Origin of the sequence: Propionibacterium ruminifibrarum, assembly GCF_900289195.1 — a bacterium.
Taxonomy (GTDB): Bacteria; Actinomycetota; Actinomycetes; order Propionibacteriales; family Propionibacteriaceae; genus Propionibacterium; species Propionibacterium ruminifibrarum.
Window position 1 is genome coordinate 40,458 of record NZ_OMOH01000004.1, and the last position, 16,902, is coordinate 57,359.

The window sequence follows — 16,902 nt, forward strand, 5'->3', positions numbered from 1 at the left end:
GGCATGAGTTCAACGAAGACAGCAGTCGTCACCGGGGCGTCCAGCGGTATCGGCGCCGCAACGGCCCGTGCCCTGGCGGCAGAGGGTTTCCACGTGATCTGCGCGGCACGCCGCCTCGATCGGCTCACCGCCCTGGCGCAGGAGATCGGCGGCACCGCCGTCGCGTGCGACGTCACGTCCCAGGAGTCCGTCGATGCCCTCGCCGAGGCCGTTGGTGACGATCTCGACGTGCTGGTCAACAATGCCGGCGGTGCCTTCGGCGTCGACCACGTCGAGGACGCCGACATGGCCGACTGGGAGCGCATGTACGCCATCAACGTGACCGGTTCGGCGCGCGTCATCCAGAAACTCCTGCCCGCGCTGGAGAACGGCGGGGGCGGCACGATCATGATCGTCACCTCGACGGCCGCCGAGTACCCCTACATCGGCGGGGCCGGCTACTGCGGCGCCAAGGCCGCCGAACGCAACATCGCCGGGGCGCTGCGTCTGGAGCTGGGCGGCCGCCCGATCCGCGTGCTCGAGATCTGCCCGGGCATGGTCCGCACCGAGGAGTTCTCGCTGGTGCGTCTGGGCGGCGACCAGTCGGCGGCCGACGACGTCTACGCCGGCGTCGCCGAGCCCCTGGTGGCCGAGGACATCGCCGATGCGATCGCCTGGGCCGTCACCCGCCCCCCGCACGTGAACATCGACCGCATGATCATCCGCCCCCGTGCCCAGGTGAGCAACGACAAGGTCTACCGGGACTGACCCCTCATCCCCTCCCACACGGTGCCCCGCCGCGCGCGGGGCACCGTTCTTCTCATCGCCGCAGCCCGCGCCGACGCCCGGAGTGCCGCTGCCGCGCCCAGCCGCCCGCGTGCCCCTGGGAGGCGAGGGCAGTGTCCGCACCCCGGTCACGATGCGGACGGGCCGGGCGCGGACGGGCGCTCTCATGCGTCCCAGTCGCCGAGCGCACCCTCAAGCGCCCCGAGTGCGGCGTCCACGAGCTGGTGCCTGTCATCGGCCGGGCAGCCCTTCTCGACCCACCGCAGGCAGGCCTGGTCGAGGAACCCGAAGTAGCCCCACAGCGCATAGTCGTGCCGGGCCGAGACGGACGGGCCGAGTATCTGGTCCAGCGCCTCCACATAGCCGGCCCTGACGCTGCGGCGCATGCTGACGACCTCGGCGGGTTCCTCCCCGCCCGTCAGGGGAGTCGCCCAGGTGTGCGGGTGGCCGGCGATGTGGTCGAGGTAGACCAGCAGGCTGGTGCGCACCCGGTCGCGGGCCGGCACCCCGTCGGGGAGCATCGCGTCGGCCGCCCGCTGGTCCTCCTCGAGCCTTCGCACGGTGTCGGCGACGACGGCCTCGTAGAGCCCGGCCTTCGACCCGAAGTAGTGGAAGACGAGCGCCGCCGAGGCGTCCGCGACCTCGGCCACCCGGCTCACCGGAACCTGCGCGTAGGGCGTCGTCGCATACAGCCGTGCGGCCGCATCGAGGATCTGGCCCCTGCGCTCTGCCACGCTCAATCGCCGGCGCGGTGCGCGCTCGTCGGATGGACCCATGTGGCGATCCTAGCCCTGTTGAGCTACAGTCAACAATCGTTATTGACGATGACTCAATAGGAGGTCGAGATGTCTCTTCCCGCCGATACCGCGACCTGGTGGCACGTCTACCCGCTGGGCGCCCTCGGGGCGCCCATCCACGACCGCCCGACCGACGGCGATCACGCCCACCGTCTTCGCCGGCTCGACCCCTGGCTCGACTACGTGGCCGAGCTCGGCTGCACCGGGCTGCTGCTGGGTCCGATCTTCGCGTCGACCAGCCACGGCTACGACACGGTGGACCACCACCGGATCGACCCGCGGCTGGGTGACGACGCCGACTTCGACCGTCTGGTGGCCCGGGCCCGCGAGCGCGGCCTGTCCGTGCTCCTCGACGGCGTGTTCAACCATGTCGGCCGCCGGCACGGTCTCGTCGACAAGACGCTTGAGGCCGGCGCGGGACCGGTGCGCCTGGACGAGACGGGCCACGGCCCCGCTCCCCACCCGTGGGAGGGCCACGACGACCTGGCCGAACTCGACCACGACGATCCCGCCGTCGGCGAACTCGTGGAGTCGGTCATGCTGCACTGGCTGCGGCGCGGCATCGCCGGTTGGCGACTCGACGCGGCCTACTGCGTGCCGCCCCGGTTCTGGCGGGAGGTGATCGGCAGGACGCGCACCGAGTTCCCGGAGGCCCTCTTCGTCGCCGAGATGATTCACGGCGACTACGCGGATTTCGCGCAGGCCTCCGGCATCGACGCGGTCACCCAGTACGAGCTGTGGAAGGCGATCTGGAGTTCGGTGCTCGACACGAACCTCTGGGAGCTGGCCTGGGCCCTGGAGCGGCATGAGCGGTTCAATGCCCGGGCCCTCACCCAGACCTTCGTCGGGAACCACGACGTCACGCGCATCGCAAGCCGGGTCGGGGACGCCGGCGCGGTGCTGGCACTCGTCGTGCTCATGAGCGTGCCGGGGATGCCGAGCATCTACTACGGCGATGAACAGGCATTCCGCGGCGTGAAGGGATCGGGCCCGCGCGGCGACGACCCGCTCCGCCCGGAACTGCCCGACTCCCCCGCGCAGCTGGCGCCCCACGGGTGGTGGCTCCACGACCTGCACCGGGAACTCATCGGCCTGCGCCACCGCAACCCGTGGCTGACCGGAGGGCATGTCGCCGTGGTTGCCAAGGACTGCACCTGGATCGACTACGAGACGACAGCGCCCGGCCACCGTCTCCAGGTGCACATCGAGCTCGAACCGGGCCCGGCCGCCCGGATCGTCATCGACGGGGCGCCCGCGTTCGACTGGCACGGCTGAGAACCGCCCGGTTGCTCGACAGGACTGCCCGCCACAGCACCTGGGGCGCCACGAGGCACGGTGTTGCGTGAAGAGCCGGGGCGTGCGCTGGGAAAACGCGAGGGTCCCGCACCACCGGCGTGGTGCGGGACCCTCTGCGGTCTTGGGTCGACTCAGGCGATCTTGATGAGGCCCTGGCCGCCCTGGACGGCCTCGCGTTCCTCGACGAGGATCTTCTCGACGGTGCCGTCGGCGGGGGCCTGGATCTCGGTCTCCATCTTCATGGCCTCGAGAACCAGGACGACCTGCCCGGCCTTCACCGCATCGCCCTCGGCGACGAGGATCTTGAAGACGGTGCCGGCCAGCGGCGCAGGGATCTCGCCCTCACCGGCCGTGGCCCCGCCGCCACCGCCCGTGGCGACCGGCGCGACGGCGGCGCCGCCGGCGCCACCGCCGAACAGGATCGTGCCCATCGGATTGTTCTGGGTCTTGTCGACATCGACATCGACATCGTAGGCGACGCCGTTGACGGTTACTTTCAGCTTCATGTCAGTCTCTTCCGGGTCAACGAATGGAATGGTTCTGGAGAGCCTTGCGACCCTGGCTGTTCCAGGTCGGGCTCGGGGCGAAACGAACGGCCTGGACCGATCCGTCGTTGCCGAGATAGGCGGACACGGCAGCGGAAATGGCCACCAGGACGTCCTCCGGGATGCCCGGGCTGGCCGCCTTCAATGCACTCACCTCGGCCTCAAGAGCGGACAGACGCTTGTTGAGCGTCGCGATCATGAGGTCCTTCTCACTGTCAGACATGTTCGAGCTCCTCCCGATCAGCAGGGCATGTTGCCGTGCTTCTTGGCCGGACGGGTCTGACGCTTGGTGGCGTACATCTCCAGTGCGGCGGTGATCTTGCGACGGGTGTCGGCCGGGTCGATCACGTCGTCGACCTGGCCGCGGGCGGCGGCCACGTACGGCGTGTTGAACGCGTTGCGGTACTCCTCGATCTTCTCGGCGCGAGTGGCCGCCGGGTCCTCGGCGGCGTCGATCTCGCGGCGGAAGATCACGTTGGCGGCACCGTCGGCGCCCATGACGGCGATCTCCGCGGTGGGCCAGGCGTAGACGGCGTCGGCACCCAGGTCACGGTTGCACATGGCCAGGTAGGAGCCGCCGTACGCCTTGCGGAGCACCACGGTGACCTTCGGCACGGTGGCCTCGGAGTACGCGTACAGCATCTTCGCGCCGTGGCGGATGATGCCGCCGTACTCCTGCTGGACGCCGGGCAGGAAGCCGGGGACGTCCACCAGCTGCACCAGCGGGATGTTGAACGAGTCGCAGAAGTTGATGAACTCGGTGGCCTTGTCGGAGGCGTCGATGTCGAGGCAGCCCGACATCACCTTCGGCTGGTTGGCCACGACACCGACCGTGCGACCGTTGAAGCGGGCGAAGGCGGTGACGATGTTGGTGGCCCAGCCGGCCTTGACCTCGAGGTAGTCGCCCCAGTCGACGATCCGGGAGATGACGTCGCGGACGTCGTATCCCTTCGTGCCCTCGACGGGGACGATGTCACGCAGCTCCTCGCACGGGGAGACGTCGTTGTTCGGGTTGACGAACGCCGCCTCCTCGGTGTTGTTCTGCGGCAGGAAGCTCAGCAGCTTCTTGGCGATGAGCACCGCGGCATCGTCGTCCTCGGCCACGAAGTGGATGTTGCCGCTCGTGGTCATGTGGGCGTCAGCACCGCCGAGCTGGTCGGCGGTGACGTCCTCGCCGGTGACCGACTTGATGACGGCGGGGCCCGTGATGAACATGTGGGCCTTCTTCGTCATGATGATGAAGTCGGTCAGGGCCGGCGAGTAGCTGGCGCCACCGGCGCAGGGTCCGGCGATGATGGCGATCTGCGGGACGACGCCGGACAGCTTGACGTTCGCGAAGAACATCTTGCCGTAGCCGGACAGCGAGTCGATGCCCTCCTGAATGCGGGCGCCGCCGGAGTCGTAGAAGAACAGGAACGGCGTGCCGGTGAGCAGCGCCTGCTCCATCGTCTCGACGACCTTGGTCGACTGGGTCTCGCCCGCCGAGCCGCCCATGACGGTGAAGTCCTGGGAGGCGACGTGGACGGGACGCCCGAAGATCGTGCCGCGGCCGGTGACCACGCCATCGGCGGGGATGACGGCCTTGTCCATGCCGAACAGCGTGGTGCGGTGCTTGCGGAAGGCACCGACCTCGTCGAACGAGTGGGCGTCGAGCAGATTGTCGATGCGTTCGCGAGCGGTCTGCTTGCCGCGCTCGCGCTGCTTCTGCAGGCGGGACTCGCCACCGCCGAGCTCGATGATGTGGCGCTGCTCCGCGAGCTGCTCCACACGCTCGGCCATTGAGTCGGCCAGCTTGATGTTGTTGTTAGCCATGGTTGGCGATCACCTTCACGCGGGCTCGACGGTGACCTCGTGGCTGGTGCCACCGACGGTCACGTTGTAGCTGATGGGGCCGGAGACTGCTGCCGAGGCGTTGCCCTCTTCCTCCGCCTTGAGCTGGGCCTCCGACAGGCCGACGTTCTTGGGGCCCTCGGCGCGGTGCGCGAAGAAGTCGGGTGCGACTCCCGGGAACAGCGCGTAGGTGAGGACGTCCTCGTCGGTGCCGTTGAAGCCGGGAAGCTGCGAGGCCTCCTCGACCTGCTTGTCCCACTCGGGTTCGAGAAGGTCGGCGGGACGGCAGGTGATGAGCTCCTTGCCGGTCTGCTCCTGGGCGAGCTTGGCGACCTCGGGGTCGCGTTCGGCGGGCGTGGCACCGTAGTAGCCGAGCATGAGGTCGGCGAACTCGCCGGTCATGCGCTTGTAGGAGCCCATGAGGACGTTGAACACGGCCTGGGTGCCGACGATCTGGCTCGTCGGGGTGACCAGCGGCGGGTAGCCGGCGGCCTTCTTGACGTTCGGCACCTCGGCCATCACCTCGTCGATGCGGCTCTCGGCGCCCTGGGCACGCAGCTGGGACTCCATGTTCGAGAGCATGCCACCGGGGATCTGGGAGCTGAAGATCTTCGTGTCGACAAGGGTCTTCGACTCGAAGTTGCGGTACTTCGGGCGGATGGTGCGGAAGTGGTCGCGGATCTTGTAGAGACGATCGATGTCGAGGCTGGTGGTGTAACCAGTACCCTCGAGCATCTCGACGACGGACTCGGTCGGGTTGTGGCCCGGGCCGAGCGAGACGGAGCTGATCGCCGAGTCGACGACGTCGGCGCCGGCCTCGATGGCCTTCATGAGGGCGACCAGGGTGACACCCGTTGTGGAGTGGCAGTGGACGTTGATCTGGACGTCCTTGCCGTAGGTGTCCTTGATGCCCTTGACGATGTCGTACGCGGGCTGGGGCTTCAGCAGCGCGGCCATGTCCTTGAAGGCGATGGAGTCGGCGCCCATGTCGAGGAGCTGTCCGGCGAGCTTCACGTAGCCCTCGGTGGTGTGGGCGGGGCTGATCGTGTAGCAGATGGTGCCCTGCGCGTGCTTGCCGGCCTTCTTGACGGCGGCCATGGCGTGCTCCATGTTGCGCGGGTCGTTCACTGCGTCGAAGACGCGGAAGACGTCCATGCCGTTCTCGGCGGACTTCTCCACGAAGCGGTCGACAACCTCATCGTTGTAGTGACGGTAGCCAAGCAGGTTCTGGCCACGCAGCAGCATCTGGAGGCGGGTGTTCGGCATCAGCTTGCGGAAGGTGCGCAGACGCTCCCACGGATCCTCGTTGAGGAAGCGGATGCACGAATCGTACGTGGCACCGCCCCAACACTCGACCGACCAGTAGCCGGCGGCATCGATGTCGGCGCAGGCATCGACCATGTCCTCGGTGGCCATGCGGGTGGCGAACAGACTCTGATGGGCGTCGCGCAGCGCAAGCTCGGTGACACCGATCTCGCGCGGCTCGGAAACCTCAATTTCTCGCGGACTCATGGGGCTCATCATTCCACGTCCTGCTCTCATCGGCATCCATTGGGGTACCCATAAGGGTCTTATCACGAATGAAGGCCGATAAGAGCAGGTTTGACGAGCGGCGGGACGTCCCGCGCGACGCCCCCAGGGCAGGCCCCGGGGCGCCTGCCGGAGGGGTCGGGCGTCGGCCGGGAGGGTGAGGCAGAGGACAGTGACGTGTCGCGATCACCGCTGCCCGCCTGGAATCGACCGGCGTGATGCGGCATTCGGGTCCGATCCGTGACGAGAGTGCCGTGGGAGGGCATTCGCATCCACCCGGTGGCAAGGACGTGCCGGCGGCAGGTGTGATGCGGTGTACTTGAACCCATGATCGTCGAACTCACCTACATCCGTTCCAGCGACACCGATTCCGTCGGCAGGACCGCCGCCCGTCTGGGCGAGCGGCTGCGCAACGGGGTCGAGACGGCCCCCGGGTTCGTCGTCACCACGGACGACCTGGCCGAGCTCGTCGAGCGCGAGGACCTGGCGTCGCGGCTCGAGGGCCTGTCGGCCGAGGAGGCCGCCGCCCTCGCGGAAGAGGTCATCACCGCGGCCCAGCTGCCCGCCGATCTCGTGGATGACCTGGCCGAGAGCTATGCCGCGCTGGGGCGTGACGCCTGGGTGAGCGTGCAGGCATCCCCCACCGAACGCGACCTCGGCGTGAGCCGTGACGTGCTGGGACCGGTGCAGGGGGCCGACGCCGCGTGGGCGCTGATCCGTCAGGTGTGGGCCTCGCTGTGGACACCCGAGGCGATCGCCCGCCGCGAGGAGAAGGCCGTGACCGACGCGCAGGACAAACTGGCCGTCCTGGTGCAGCAGGCCGACGCCCCCGCCGAACCGGCACCCGCGGCCGATGCCGGCGAGAGCACCGAGAAGGCGGAGGAGACGGCTCCGGAGCTGCCCCTCGACGAGCCCGTCGAGACCCCGGCCGCTGCCGAGGCCGCCGCGCCGGAGGTCACCACACCGAACGCCACCGCCGAGCCCGCCGGGGACGTGGACGCAGGCGAGGAGGACGAGGAAGCAGTCGTCGCCGAGGCGGAGCTGGCCGAGGAGGAGGGCCGGGCCGTCGAACAGGCCGAGGCCATCGCGGACGAGGCCGACCCGGTCGAAGCCGCCGAGGTGATCCTGGCCGAGGACGAGGCGCTGCGGATGACAGCGGACGAGCAGGACACCCAGGCCGTCGTGACAGGCGCCGAGGCCGATGAGGCCTCGATCGAGGAGACCCGCAGCGGTGAGGCCCAGGTCGACGAGACCCGGGACAGCGACGCCCGGGAGGCCGAGACGGCTCACGAGCCGGCGGAATCCGTCGAACCCCTCGCCGACGCCGAGCCCGAGCAGGCCGAAGCCGAACCCGCGCCAGAGCCGTCCGAAGCCGCCGAGCCGGTTCTCGACGGTGAGAGCGAGTCCGCTGCGGAGCCGGCGCCCGAGATCCTCGAGACGGAGGCGTTCGAGGACGTCACCGCCGGCGAGACCCCGGAGGCCGCGGAGCCCGCCGACCGGGAGGAACCGGCCGGGACGTCGCGACCCCGGGCGCAGGCCTCAGGGGGCGACTCGTCCTTCACGGCGCGCACCGAGCCGTCCGGCCGGTCCCGCTGGATCGTCATCGGGCTGGTCTCGTTCGTCCTGCTGCTGCTCTTCAGGCGCCTGCGCCGTCGCTGAGTGGGGTTCAGCGCAAGCCCTCTGCTCCGATAGCATTCAGCCGGTACCCTGAGCCACACCGGAGTCATTCATGCCAGACCAGTCCTCGCTGTTGTCCCGCCTACGCCGACCCGTCGTGACACCGGGCATAGCCCACGCGATCGAACAGGGGCTCCATGAGGAGGGGCGACGCAGGGCCGACGCCCTTGAGGCGCAACTCGACTACGTGCGTCACGTGGCAGAGTCGGCCCGGGCGACGGCCGCGATGGTCGCCCGCCGCAAGGTGCCGGGCAGGCGTGTCACGGTGCTGTTCCTCGTGCACCATCCCGAGGCCTGGTACTCGCTGGCGCGGGTGCACGAATTGATGCTCGCCGACCCCGACTTCGAGGTGGTCGTGGCGAGCCTGCCGCGGCACTTCCCCGGGGCCGACGGCTACCGGGACGAGGACTACGTCAGCGGGCGTCTCGACCACTTCGGGGTGGAGCACCTGCGGTTCAACAGCCGTGACCCGTTCATGGACCTGGACATCATCCGCACGATCGACCCGGACATCATCGTCCGCCAGTCCCAGTGGGACGCCGACATACCACCGGCCTTCGCAACCAGCGAGCTGCGTTTCGCCAGGCTGTGCCAGGTGCCTTACGAGTTGCTGAACTTCATCGTCAACATCATCGAGGACAGCGGCCTCAACACCGTGCTCGACAGCCCCTTCCACCGCAACGCCTGGGCCGTCTTCTGCGCGAACGACGAGGTGCGGGCCGAGATCGCGGAGCAGACCCCCGCGACCCGAGCCAGGCAGTTCGTCGCCACCGGGCACCCGAAGGCCGACGTTCTGGGCGCACTGGCGGGCGCCGAACCCGATCCGGGGCACCGGTTCACCGTGCTGTGGTCGGCGCACCACAGCGTGGGCGAGGAGTGGGTCCGGTTCGGCACCTTCGCCACGACCGGGCCCCAGATGGTCGAGCAGGCACGGGCCCATCCCGAGTGGGACTTCGTCTTCAGCGCCCACCCGGCCCTGCTCACCAAGATGGACGAGCACGCGGCGCCGTTGTCCGAGGCGCTGGTCGCCGACTTCTGGCGCGACTGGAATGCACTGCCCAACACCTCGGTGTTCGGCGGCGGGGATTACGCCGACCAGTTCCGCAACAGCGACGTGCTCGTCTGTGACGGGGTGAGCTGGCTCGCCGAGTACCAGCTGACCGGCAGGCCCGTCGTCTTCCTGGAGCGCGAGGACCACCAGCCCTTCAGCCCGCTGGGTGAGCGCATCATCGCCGGAGTGAACCGGGTGCCGGGAGTGGCCGAGGCGTTCACGCTGGTGGAGGCCCTGGCAGCCGGGGCGGCGGACCCCCGTCAGGACGAGCGACAGCGGACGGCCCAGCTGCTGCGCGGTGACGGGCACGCGGCCGAGAACATCGTCGCGGCGATCAAGGCCAAGCTGGAGGACGAGGGCTGGCAGCACTGAGCGGTCACCAAGCCCGCCACGGCACGCGACGGCGTGTGGTCTCGGGCAACGCCACGCGGCCCCGGCTGTCGCCTCGTCGTGCGGGAAACCCTGGCCCCTACACCAACGCGCCGGCCCGGCTGAGCCGTCGCCTCGTCGTGGTTCCCGGGCCGGGCCAGGGCCCCGGAGCGGCTCGCCCCCGCCCACGATCCACCTCGGCAGGCCGCGGAGTCATGTGGCGCGTGACGCGACCGGGATCATTCGCCTCGGCCGGCCGCGGGGCCAGGACCAAGCCGCAGCAGTCGGACACGCCGCCCCGGGTTGGGCCAGGGATCACGAGGCGGGCCCAGGCTCAGCCGCCGGTCTCGCCGAGTTTCCGGCGGCGCAGACGCTCCCAGTGGGCCAGGCGCTCGCGGATCTGCTGCTCGTTGCCGTGGTCGGTCGGCTCGTAGAAACGCTCCCGCTCGGCCGGGGGCGGGTAGCCCTCGGGCATGTAGTCGGCGCCGGAGAAACCATCGGCGGTGTCCGGGTCGTACTGGTAACCGGCACCATAGCCGAGGTTCTTCATGAGCCGGGTGGGGGCGTTGAGGATGTGCGCCGGCGGCCTGAGGGAACCCGTCCGGCGGGCCGCCGCCTGGGCCCGGGTGAAGCCGCGGTAGACGCCGATCGACTTGGGCGCGGTGGCCAGGTGGACGACGGCCTGGGCGATGGCCAGCTCGCCCTCGGGTGAGCCGAGCCGCTCGTAGGCCTGCCAGGCGCCCAGCGCCGCCTGGAGAGCACCGGGATCGGCGAGCCCCACGTCCTCGCTGGCGAAGCGCACGAGGCGGCGGGCGACGTAGAGCGGGTCCTCGCCGCCGGACAGCATCCTGGCCAGCCAGTACAGGGCGGCATCCGGGTCGGAGCCGCGCATCGACTTGTGGAGCGCGGAGATGAGGTTGTAGTGCTCCTCCCCCGCCTTGTCATAGGCCGGGGCTCGGGTGGCGACGACGGCTGCGAGGCCCGCCTCGTCGAGCGGGGTGGCGGGGGCCGCCGCGAGGACCTGCTCGACCATGCCCAGCAGATAGCGTCCGTCACCATCTGCCATGGCGATCAGCGCGGCACGGGCACCGTCGGTGAGCGGCAGGGGGCCGCCCGTGAGTCGCTGCGCACGGTCGAGGAGTTCGGTCAGGGCGGGCTCGTCGAGGCGGCGCAGTACGAGCACCTGGCAGCGCGACAGGAGCGCCCCGTTGAGCTCGAAGCTGGGGTTCTCGGTGGTGGCGCCGACGAGGACGACCGTGCCGTCCTCGACGTAGGGCAGCAGGCAGTCCTGCTGGGCACGGTTGAAGCGGTGCACCTCGTCGACGAACAGGAGCGTGCCCCGGCCGCTGCGGCGGCGTGCCGCGGCGGCGGCGAAGATCTTCCGCAGCTCTGCCACCCCGGAGGCGGTCGCCGAGACCTGCTCGACGTCGAGGCCGACGCGCGCGGCGAGCAGCCGGGCGATCGTCGTCTTGCCGCATCCGGGCGGGCCCCACAGGATGACAGAGGACAGGTGGCCGGCCCTCACCATCCGCCCCAGCGGGGCGTCGGGTGCGAGCAGGTGGTCCTGCCCGACCACCTCCTCCAGGGCACCGGGACGCAGCCGGTCGGCCAGCGGGCGCGCCCGGTCGTCGGCGGTACGGCCGCCGCCCGCGGCCGGGGCCTCGAAGAGTGCGGGGGCGTCCTCGGTGCTCATGTGTTCAGACTACGGCGGGGCAGTGACACGGCGACGGGCATGGAGCGGGGCGGTGTCGGGGATGCGCCCGCCTCATCGATCCATCCCGGCCGGGGACGCCCATGCCGCGAGACCGGCGGGGCTGGCAACCTCGTCCAGGGCGGTTTCGGTGGCGCCGATGAGCGCGGCGTCGGATCCGAGTTCGCCCGCGATGATCCGCGGCGGGTCGTCGCGCAGGCAGCGCATGAGACCGCCCGCCAGGGCCCTCTCGAAGGCCAGGGGCGCCGCGGAGCGCAGGAGCGGCCCGATCCCGCCGAGGGTGACGACATCGGGATCCATGGTGTTGACCAGGCCGGCCGCGCCCCGCCCCAGGCTCGTTGCCGCGGCCTCGAGCACGGCGCGGCGGGTGGGGTCATTCCGCGCGATGGCCGCCTCGATGGCCGGCGCCGAGTCGTCCTCGGCGTGCAATCGCCTGGACAGCGGACCGGCACCGAGGACGGTGTCCCAGCAGCCCCGCGCCCCGCAGCCGCAGACCGCGTCCGGGTTCCCGAAGGGCAGGTGTCCGATCTCCATGGCCAGGCCGGACGCCCCGAGCACGGGCTCACCGTCGAGGACGAGACCACCGCCGACGCCCGAGAGCACGGTGAGGTGCAGGGCATTGCGCGCCCCGCGCGAGGCGCCACGGCGGGACTCGGCCAGCGCCTCGCAGGTGGCGTCGTTGGTGACGCGCATCACGGCCCCGGGCATGTGCAGGGACGAGAGGGACACCTGTTCCCAGCCGAGGACGGAGGACTGGACGATCGTACCGTCGCGGACGGTCACGGCCGCGACGACGGACACGGCCCGCACCCTTTCGGCACGGCCGCGCGTCGCAGTGGCCATGGCCCGGCGGATCGTCGTGAGGACGACATCGGGCCTGAGGCCGCGGTGCGGGGCACCGGCGACAACCGTCGGCCGGCCGTCGAGCCCAGCGGTCGCCACTCGCCACCCGCCGGCGGTGATCTCCACGGCGACGACGAGCGGACCTCCGGGATGCGCGGTGAGCACGGAGGTGGGGCGTCCCCGGCCGTGCGTCTCGGGTTCCCCCTCGTCGAGGAGGGCGGCCTGACGCATCCTCGTCACGAGATCGGCCGCCGTGCCGGTGGAGATGCCCAGATCGCGGGCGAGGCGCGCTCGGGTGATGCCCGGGGTGGCGCGCATCAGGGCACAGGCATCGGCCGCCAGGGCCCACCGTAGTTGCCCTGCTGTGCTGTGCCGTTGGGCCATGGGACCTCCCTCTCGCTTTTTAATCGTGTTACGAGTTTAATTGGGGCATGAGTCCATCCCCGCATCGTTCTGCTCCCTGGCGCGCCGTCCTCCTCGACATGGACGGCACGATGGTGAACTCCCATGCCGCCGTCGAGGCGGCATGGACCGCCTGGGCCCGCGACAACGGACTCGACCCGTCAGCGGTTCTCGCGGTCTGCCACGGGCCGGACGCGGCCACCACCGTGCGACGCTTCCTGCCCGACCTCGGCGAGGCCGAGGTGGCCGAGCACGTCATGGCCCACCTGGAGCGCGAGTGCGCCGACACCGACGGCGTGCACCCCTCACCCGGCGCCTTGGAACTGGCCGCCTGGCTGGATGAGCAGGCCCTCCCCTGGGCGGTCGTCACCAACGCCCACCGCCGCCTGGCCCGCGCGAGACTGGGGGCCGCCGGGATCGAGCCACCGGTCATCGTCTCCTTCGACGACGTCGAGCACGGGAAACCTCACCCCGAGGGCTACCTGCTGGGGGCTCGGCGGCTGGGGGTCGAGCCCCGGCAGGCGGTCTGCGTGGAGGACTCGGCCCCTGGCCTGACCGCGGCGCGGGCCGCGGGGATGGTCACCGTGGCGGTGGGCGGGGCCACGAACGGCGACATCATCTGCCGCGATCTTCACGACGTGCTCAGGCTCCTGGCGTGCGCCTAACCGATCGGCGGGAACTCGTCGAGCGAGAACACCGATTCGACGGGCACGTCGAAGTAGCGGGCGATGCGCAGTGCCAGGTGCAGGGAGGGCGCGTACTCCCCGCGCTCCAGGTAGCCCACCGTCTGGTAATGCACGCCGAGCGCCTCGGCGAGTTCGCGGCGACTCACCCTGCGGTCGGCGCGCAGCACCGCGATCCGGTTGTGGACGACGTCCTCGGCCATCTCACAGCCCGGCCTGGGAACGGATGGTGGACTGCATGCGAGCCAGGCTACCGATGCTCTCCTTGCGGAAGGTGCGGCGGATGACGGCGGGCACGGCGGCGTAACCGATGACTATCCAAGCCACCAGCACCCCCACGGCAAGGGCCGGGGCGAAGGCGCCGCCGAACTCCCACGACGGGTCACCGACCAGCACCCAGCGGGTGAGGTGACCGGACCAGTAGGCGGGCAGGACGAGCTGGATGCCCTGGAGCCAGCGGGGGAACACGTCCAGCGGACAGAAGACGCCACTGGTGACCATGACGGCGACCATAGGCAGGAAGCCCAGCATTATGCTGAAGATGCCGCGGGCGAGACTGCCGGCGAGGAATCCCAATGGCGCTGCGGACACGGCGGCGAGCAGGGCGATGGGCAGGCACAGCAGGATCTGCGGTGCGCTCCAGGACCAGGAACCGTGGAACAGCGTTCCCCCGACGAGCACGGCCACCTGGGTGAGAATCGTCTGGCCGACGGACGAGAAGGTCTTGCCGACCGCCCAGATCAGGGGCCCGTTCGGCAGGATCCGCACGCGGAGCAGGGCCCCGCCGAGACGATCGTTGTAGGTCTCGCCGACGATCACCATGGCGACCAAGAAGCCATAGCCCCCGATGCTGCCGGCGAGGAACATGGGGCCGAACAGCATCTCATCGCTGTCGGGTCCGTCGAAGATGCGCGCCACGACGATGATGACGACGACCCACACGAGCTGACCGACCAGCCCCCTACCCCAGAGCACGGGGCGAAGATCACCTGCGGCCTGACGTGCTCCGGCGCGCACGACGGCGGGGATGGCACGAGGGTTCATGACTGCTTCTCCTTGTCGACCAGGGCGAGGTAGGCGTCCTCCAGGGTGGGGCGGGTCACGGTGAGCCCGCTGATCGCCGTGAGGTCGAGCCGCTGGAGGAAGCGTTCGGGTTCGGCGGTGGCGTGGACATGGCGCTCGCCGTCCTGCACCCAGGTGACCTCGGCGTCGGTGCTCAGCCTCTCGCGCAGCCCGGGGACCGTGTCGTCGGCGATGATCCGGCCCCCGCTCATGATGAGCACCCGGGAGGCTAGGCGCTCGGCCTCGGCGAGGTCGTGGGTGGTCATGAGGACAGTGGCGCTCTCGTCGACGCGATCCAGGATGAGGTCGTGCAGGCGGGCCTTCGAGACCGGGTCGAGCCCGGTCGTCGGCTCGTCGAGGACGAGCAGTTCGGGACGCCCCAGCAGGGCCGCCGCGAAGTCGATCATGCGGCGCTGCCCTCCCGACAACCGCGAGAGGCGGCTGTCCGCCTTGTCCGCGAGCCCGACGGCGTCGAGCACCTGGGCGACCGTGTCCGCCGGCGCCGCCGACAGCTGGATGGCCCGGATCCATTCCAGCTGGTCCTTGACCCGCCACTTGGGGTGGTCGGTCCAGTTCTGCTGGACGAGCCCGATGCGCGCCCAGAAGCCCGAGCCCGCCCGGCGGGGGTCCTGGCCGAACACGCGGACCCGTCCACTGCCCGGGGCCAGTGACCCGATGAGCGTCTCGACGAAGGTGGTCTTGCCCACCCCGTTGGGCCCGAGAAGGCACACGACCTCGCCGCCGTGCACGTCGACGTCGACGCCGCGCAGGACCGAGGTCTGCCCGTAGGCGAGGTGCAGTGCGTCGGCGCGGATGACCGGCGGCGCCGTCGGCGACACTGTCGCAGTCATCAGGCCTCCTTTCGCGGTAGAGGTAGTTCGATTGATAGTACTTCTACTACATTTCGTCGTGAAACACCACCTCGCATGGCGCGAGACGCGGGTTGGCCCTGCGGTTGTCGTGAAATGACGCACGACAACCGCAGGGCCAACCCGGTGGACGCCCGTTACGCGGTGTCTGCCCCGGCTGCGGCGCGCGCCGCGACCGCCATGGCCCGTTCCAGGTGCGCCAGGTCGTCGTCGGTGACCGCGGTCGAGCAGAACCAGGCCTCGAAGCCGCTCGGGGGCAGCCAGATGCCCTCGTCGAGTGCGGCGTGGAAGAAGCGGGCGAAGGCCTCGTGGTCCTGCCGGGCGGCCGAGTCGAAATCGACCACCGGCTGGCCGGTGAGGAAGAAGCTGAACAGGCTCGTCACCTTGTTGAGTCGGTGGGCGACGCCCTCGCGGTCGAGGGCCGCCGACACGATGCCGGACACCTGGTCGGCGATGCGGTAGAGCCGCTGGTAGGCGGCCTCGTCCATGAGTTCCAGGGTGGCCAGGCCGGCCGCGCACGCCGCCGGGTTCCCCGACAGGGTCCCGGCCTGGTAGATCGGGCCGACCGGCGCCAGCTGGTCCATCAGCTCGGCGCGCCCGCCGACCGCGGCGAGCGGCATGCCGCCGCCGATCACCTTGCCGAAGGTGAACAGGTCGGGCGTCCAGCCCTCGCGCCGGCCCTGCAGGCCCCAGCCGCCGGTGGGGCTCACCCGGAAGCCGGCCAGCACCTCGTCCTGGATCAGCAGCGCCCCGTGACGGTGCGCGATCTCGTACAGCCCCTTGTTGAACCCCTCGGGCGGCACGATGACACCCATGTTCGCCGGCACCGACTCGGTGACGACGGCGGCGATCTCGTCGCCGCGCTCGGCGAAGACCTGCTCGACCAGGTCGAGCCTGCCGTACGGCACCGTCAGCGTGTCGGCGGCGATCTCGGCGGGCACGCCGGGCGAGTCGGGCAGGCCCAGGCTCGCCACGCCGGAGCCGGCCGCCACGAGGAACGAGTCGGCGTGGCCGTGGTAGCAGCCGACGAACTTCACCAGCAGCGGCCTGCCCGTCGCGCCGCGGGCAATGCGGGCGGCCGTCATGACGGCCTCGGTGCCCGAGCAGGTGAAACGGATCTTCTCAACGGCCCCGGCCATCCGCTCGACGACCTTCTGCGCCAGACGCAGCTCGATCTCGCTGCTCGCCCCGAAACTCGTCGCGCGGGCCACCTCGGCCTGCACTGCCTCGACGACCGCCGGGTGCGAGTAGCCGACGATGAGCGGGCCCCAGCTGTTCACGAGGTCGAGGTAATCCCTGCCGTCGACGTCGGTGATCCGGCTGCCCCGCCCCGACGCCGCGAACACGGGCGTGCCGCCCACGCGGCCGAAGGCCCGCACCGGGCTCGAGACGCCGCCGGGCATCACCTCGCGGGCTTGCGCGAACAGTTTCTCACTACGGGTCATCGGGGCTCCTCACGGTCGACCGCCGTG

16 protein-coding genes are annotated in these 16,902 nt (G+C 70.4%); 5 read left to right on the top strand and 11 right to left on the bottom strand.

Features of this window, described 5'->3' with window-relative positions; all coding sequences use genetic code 11:
• The first annotated feature begins 3 nt into the window (after positions 1–3).
• Entirely contained in the window at positions 4–747 is a 744-nt protein-coding gene (locus PROPJV5_RS05515; RefSeq protein WP_119715355.1) for an SDR family NAD(P)-dependent oxidoreductase, read from the top strand.
• Between the two features lie 182 nt (positions 748–929).
• Here the strand turns inward: PROPJV5_RS05515 and PROPJV5_RS05520 are convergent, their stop codons facing one another.
• Complete coding sequence (locus tag PROPJV5_RS05520; RefSeq protein WP_119715356.1) at positions 930–1,541, bottom strand: TetR/AcrR family transcriptional regulator; 612 nt, start codon at positions 1,539–1,541, stop codon at positions 930–932.
• Positions 1,542–1,610: 69 nt separating this feature from the next.
• Between PROPJV5_RS05520 and PROPJV5_RS05525 the strand changes: the two genes are divergently transcribed.
• On the top strand, positions 1,611–2,837 hold the full coding sequence (locus PROPJV5_RS05525) for an alpha-amylase family protein (RefSeq protein ID WP_119715357.1): 1,227 nt from the start codon (positions 1,611–1,613) through the stop codon (positions 2,835–2,837).
• Positions 2,838–2,989: 152 nt separating this feature from the next.
• Here the strand turns inward: PROPJV5_RS05525 and PROPJV5_RS05530 are convergent, their stop codons facing one another.
• Genes PROPJV5_RS05530 through PROPJV5_RS05545 form a run of 4 tightly spaced genes read right to left on the bottom strand, consistent with a single transcriptional unit; the run spans position 2,990 to position 6,745 of the window.
• Positions 2,990–3,364: a biotin/lipoyl-containing protein gene (locus PROPJV5_RS05530; RefSeq protein WP_119715358.1), complete on the bottom strand. Its 375-nt coding sequence runs from the start codon at positions 3,362–3,364 to the stop codon at positions 2,990–2,992.
• A gap of 16 nt (positions 3,365–3,380) precedes the next feature.
• Positions 3,381–3,626 carry a hypothetical protein gene (locus tag PROPJV5_RS05535; protein ID WP_119715359.1) on the bottom strand — a complete coding sequence of 82 codons (246 nt, stop codon included), beginning with the start codon at positions 3,624–3,626 and terminating at the stop codon, positions 3,381–3,383.
• A gap of 17 nt (positions 3,627–3,643) precedes the next feature.
• Complete coding sequence (locus PROPJV5_RS05540) at positions 3,644–5,215, bottom strand: acyl-CoA carboxylase subunit beta (RefSeq protein WP_119715360.1); 1,572 nt, start codon at positions 5,213–5,215, stop codon at positions 3,644–3,646.
• Between the two features lie 15 nt (positions 5,216–5,230).
• Positions 5,231–6,745 carry a methylmalonyl-CoA carboxytransferase subunit 5S gene (locus PROPJV5_RS05545; RefSeq protein WP_119715361.1) on the bottom strand — a complete coding sequence of 505 codons (1,515 nt, stop codon included), beginning with the start codon at positions 6,743–6,745 and terminating at the stop codon, positions 5,231–5,233.
• 345 nt (positions 6,746–7,090) lie between these two features.
• Here PROPJV5_RS05545 and PROPJV5_RS05550 point away from each other — a divergent pair, with 345 nt between their 5' ends.
• Together PROPJV5_RS05550 and PROPJV5_RS05555 are read left to right on the top strand one after the other, a co-directional pair.
• Positions 7,091–8,422 (top strand): PEP/pyruvate-binding domain-containing protein, encoded by a 1,332-nt coding sequence (locus PROPJV5_RS05550; RefSeq protein ID WP_119715362.1) that lies wholly within the window; start codon positions 7,091–7,093, stop codon positions 8,420–8,422.
• A 70-nt stretch (positions 8,423–8,492) separates the two neighbouring features.
• Positions 8,493–9,863, top strand: coding sequence for a hypothetical protein (locus tag PROPJV5_RS05555; protein ID WP_147385359.1), 1,371 nt, complete (start codon positions 8,493–8,495; stop codon positions 9,861–9,863).
• A 331-nt stretch (positions 9,864–10,194) separates the two neighbouring features.
• Here PROPJV5_RS05555 and PROPJV5_RS05560 read toward each other — a convergent pair whose 3' ends face one another.
• Together PROPJV5_RS05560 and PROPJV5_RS05565 are read right to left on the bottom strand one after the other, a co-directional pair.
• Positions 10,195–11,553, bottom strand: a complete 1,359-nt coding sequence (locus PROPJV5_RS05560) for a replication-associated recombination protein A (protein ID WP_119715364.1) — start codon at positions 11,551–11,553, stop codon at positions 10,195–10,197.
• 72 nt (positions 11,554–11,625) lie between these two features.
• Positions 11,626–12,798 (bottom strand): ROK family protein, encoded by a 1,173-nt coding sequence (locus tag PROPJV5_RS05565; RefSeq protein WP_119715365.1) that lies wholly within the window; start codon positions 12,796–12,798, stop codon positions 11,626–11,628.
• Positions 12,799–12,845: 47 nt separating this feature from the next.
• On the opposite strand from PROPJV5_RS05565, the gene PROPJV5_RS05570 reads away from it, so the two are divergent.
• Positions 12,846–13,481 (top strand): HAD family hydrolase, encoded by a 636-nt coding sequence (locus PROPJV5_RS05570; RefSeq protein ID WP_119715366.1) that lies wholly within the window; start codon positions 12,846–12,848, stop codon positions 13,479–13,481.
• Here the strand turns inward: PROPJV5_RS05570 and PROPJV5_RS05575 are convergent.
• The 4 genes from PROPJV5_RS05575 to hemL form a co-directional block, all read right to left on the bottom strand.
• Positions 13,478–13,702: a helix-turn-helix transcriptional regulator gene (locus PROPJV5_RS05575; protein ID WP_119715367.1), complete on the bottom strand. Its 225-nt coding sequence runs from the start codon at positions 13,700–13,702 to the stop codon at positions 13,478–13,480. The genes PROPJV5_RS05570 and PROPJV5_RS05575 overlap by 4 nt on opposite strands.
• Before the next feature lies 1 nt (position 13,703).
• Complete coding sequence (locus tag PROPJV5_RS05580) at positions 13,704–14,543, bottom strand: ABC transporter permease (RefSeq protein ID WP_119715368.1); 840 nt, start codon at positions 14,541–14,543, stop codon at positions 13,704–13,706.
• Entirely contained in the window at positions 14,540–15,412 is an 873-nt protein-coding gene (locus PROPJV5_RS05585; protein WP_119715369.1) for an ABC transporter ATP-binding protein, read from the bottom strand. The genes PROPJV5_RS05580 and PROPJV5_RS05585 overlap by 4 nt, the downstream gene beginning before the upstream one ends.
• Positions 15,413–15,567: 155 nt before the next feature.
• Positions 15,568–16,875 carry a glutamate-1-semialdehyde 2,1-aminomutase gene (gene hemL, locus PROPJV5_RS05590; RefSeq protein WP_119715370.1) on the bottom strand — a complete coding sequence of 436 codons (1,308 nt, stop codon included), beginning with the start codon at positions 16,873–16,875 and terminating at the stop codon, positions 15,568–15,570.
• Positions 16,876–16,902 lie beyond the last annotated feature (27 nt).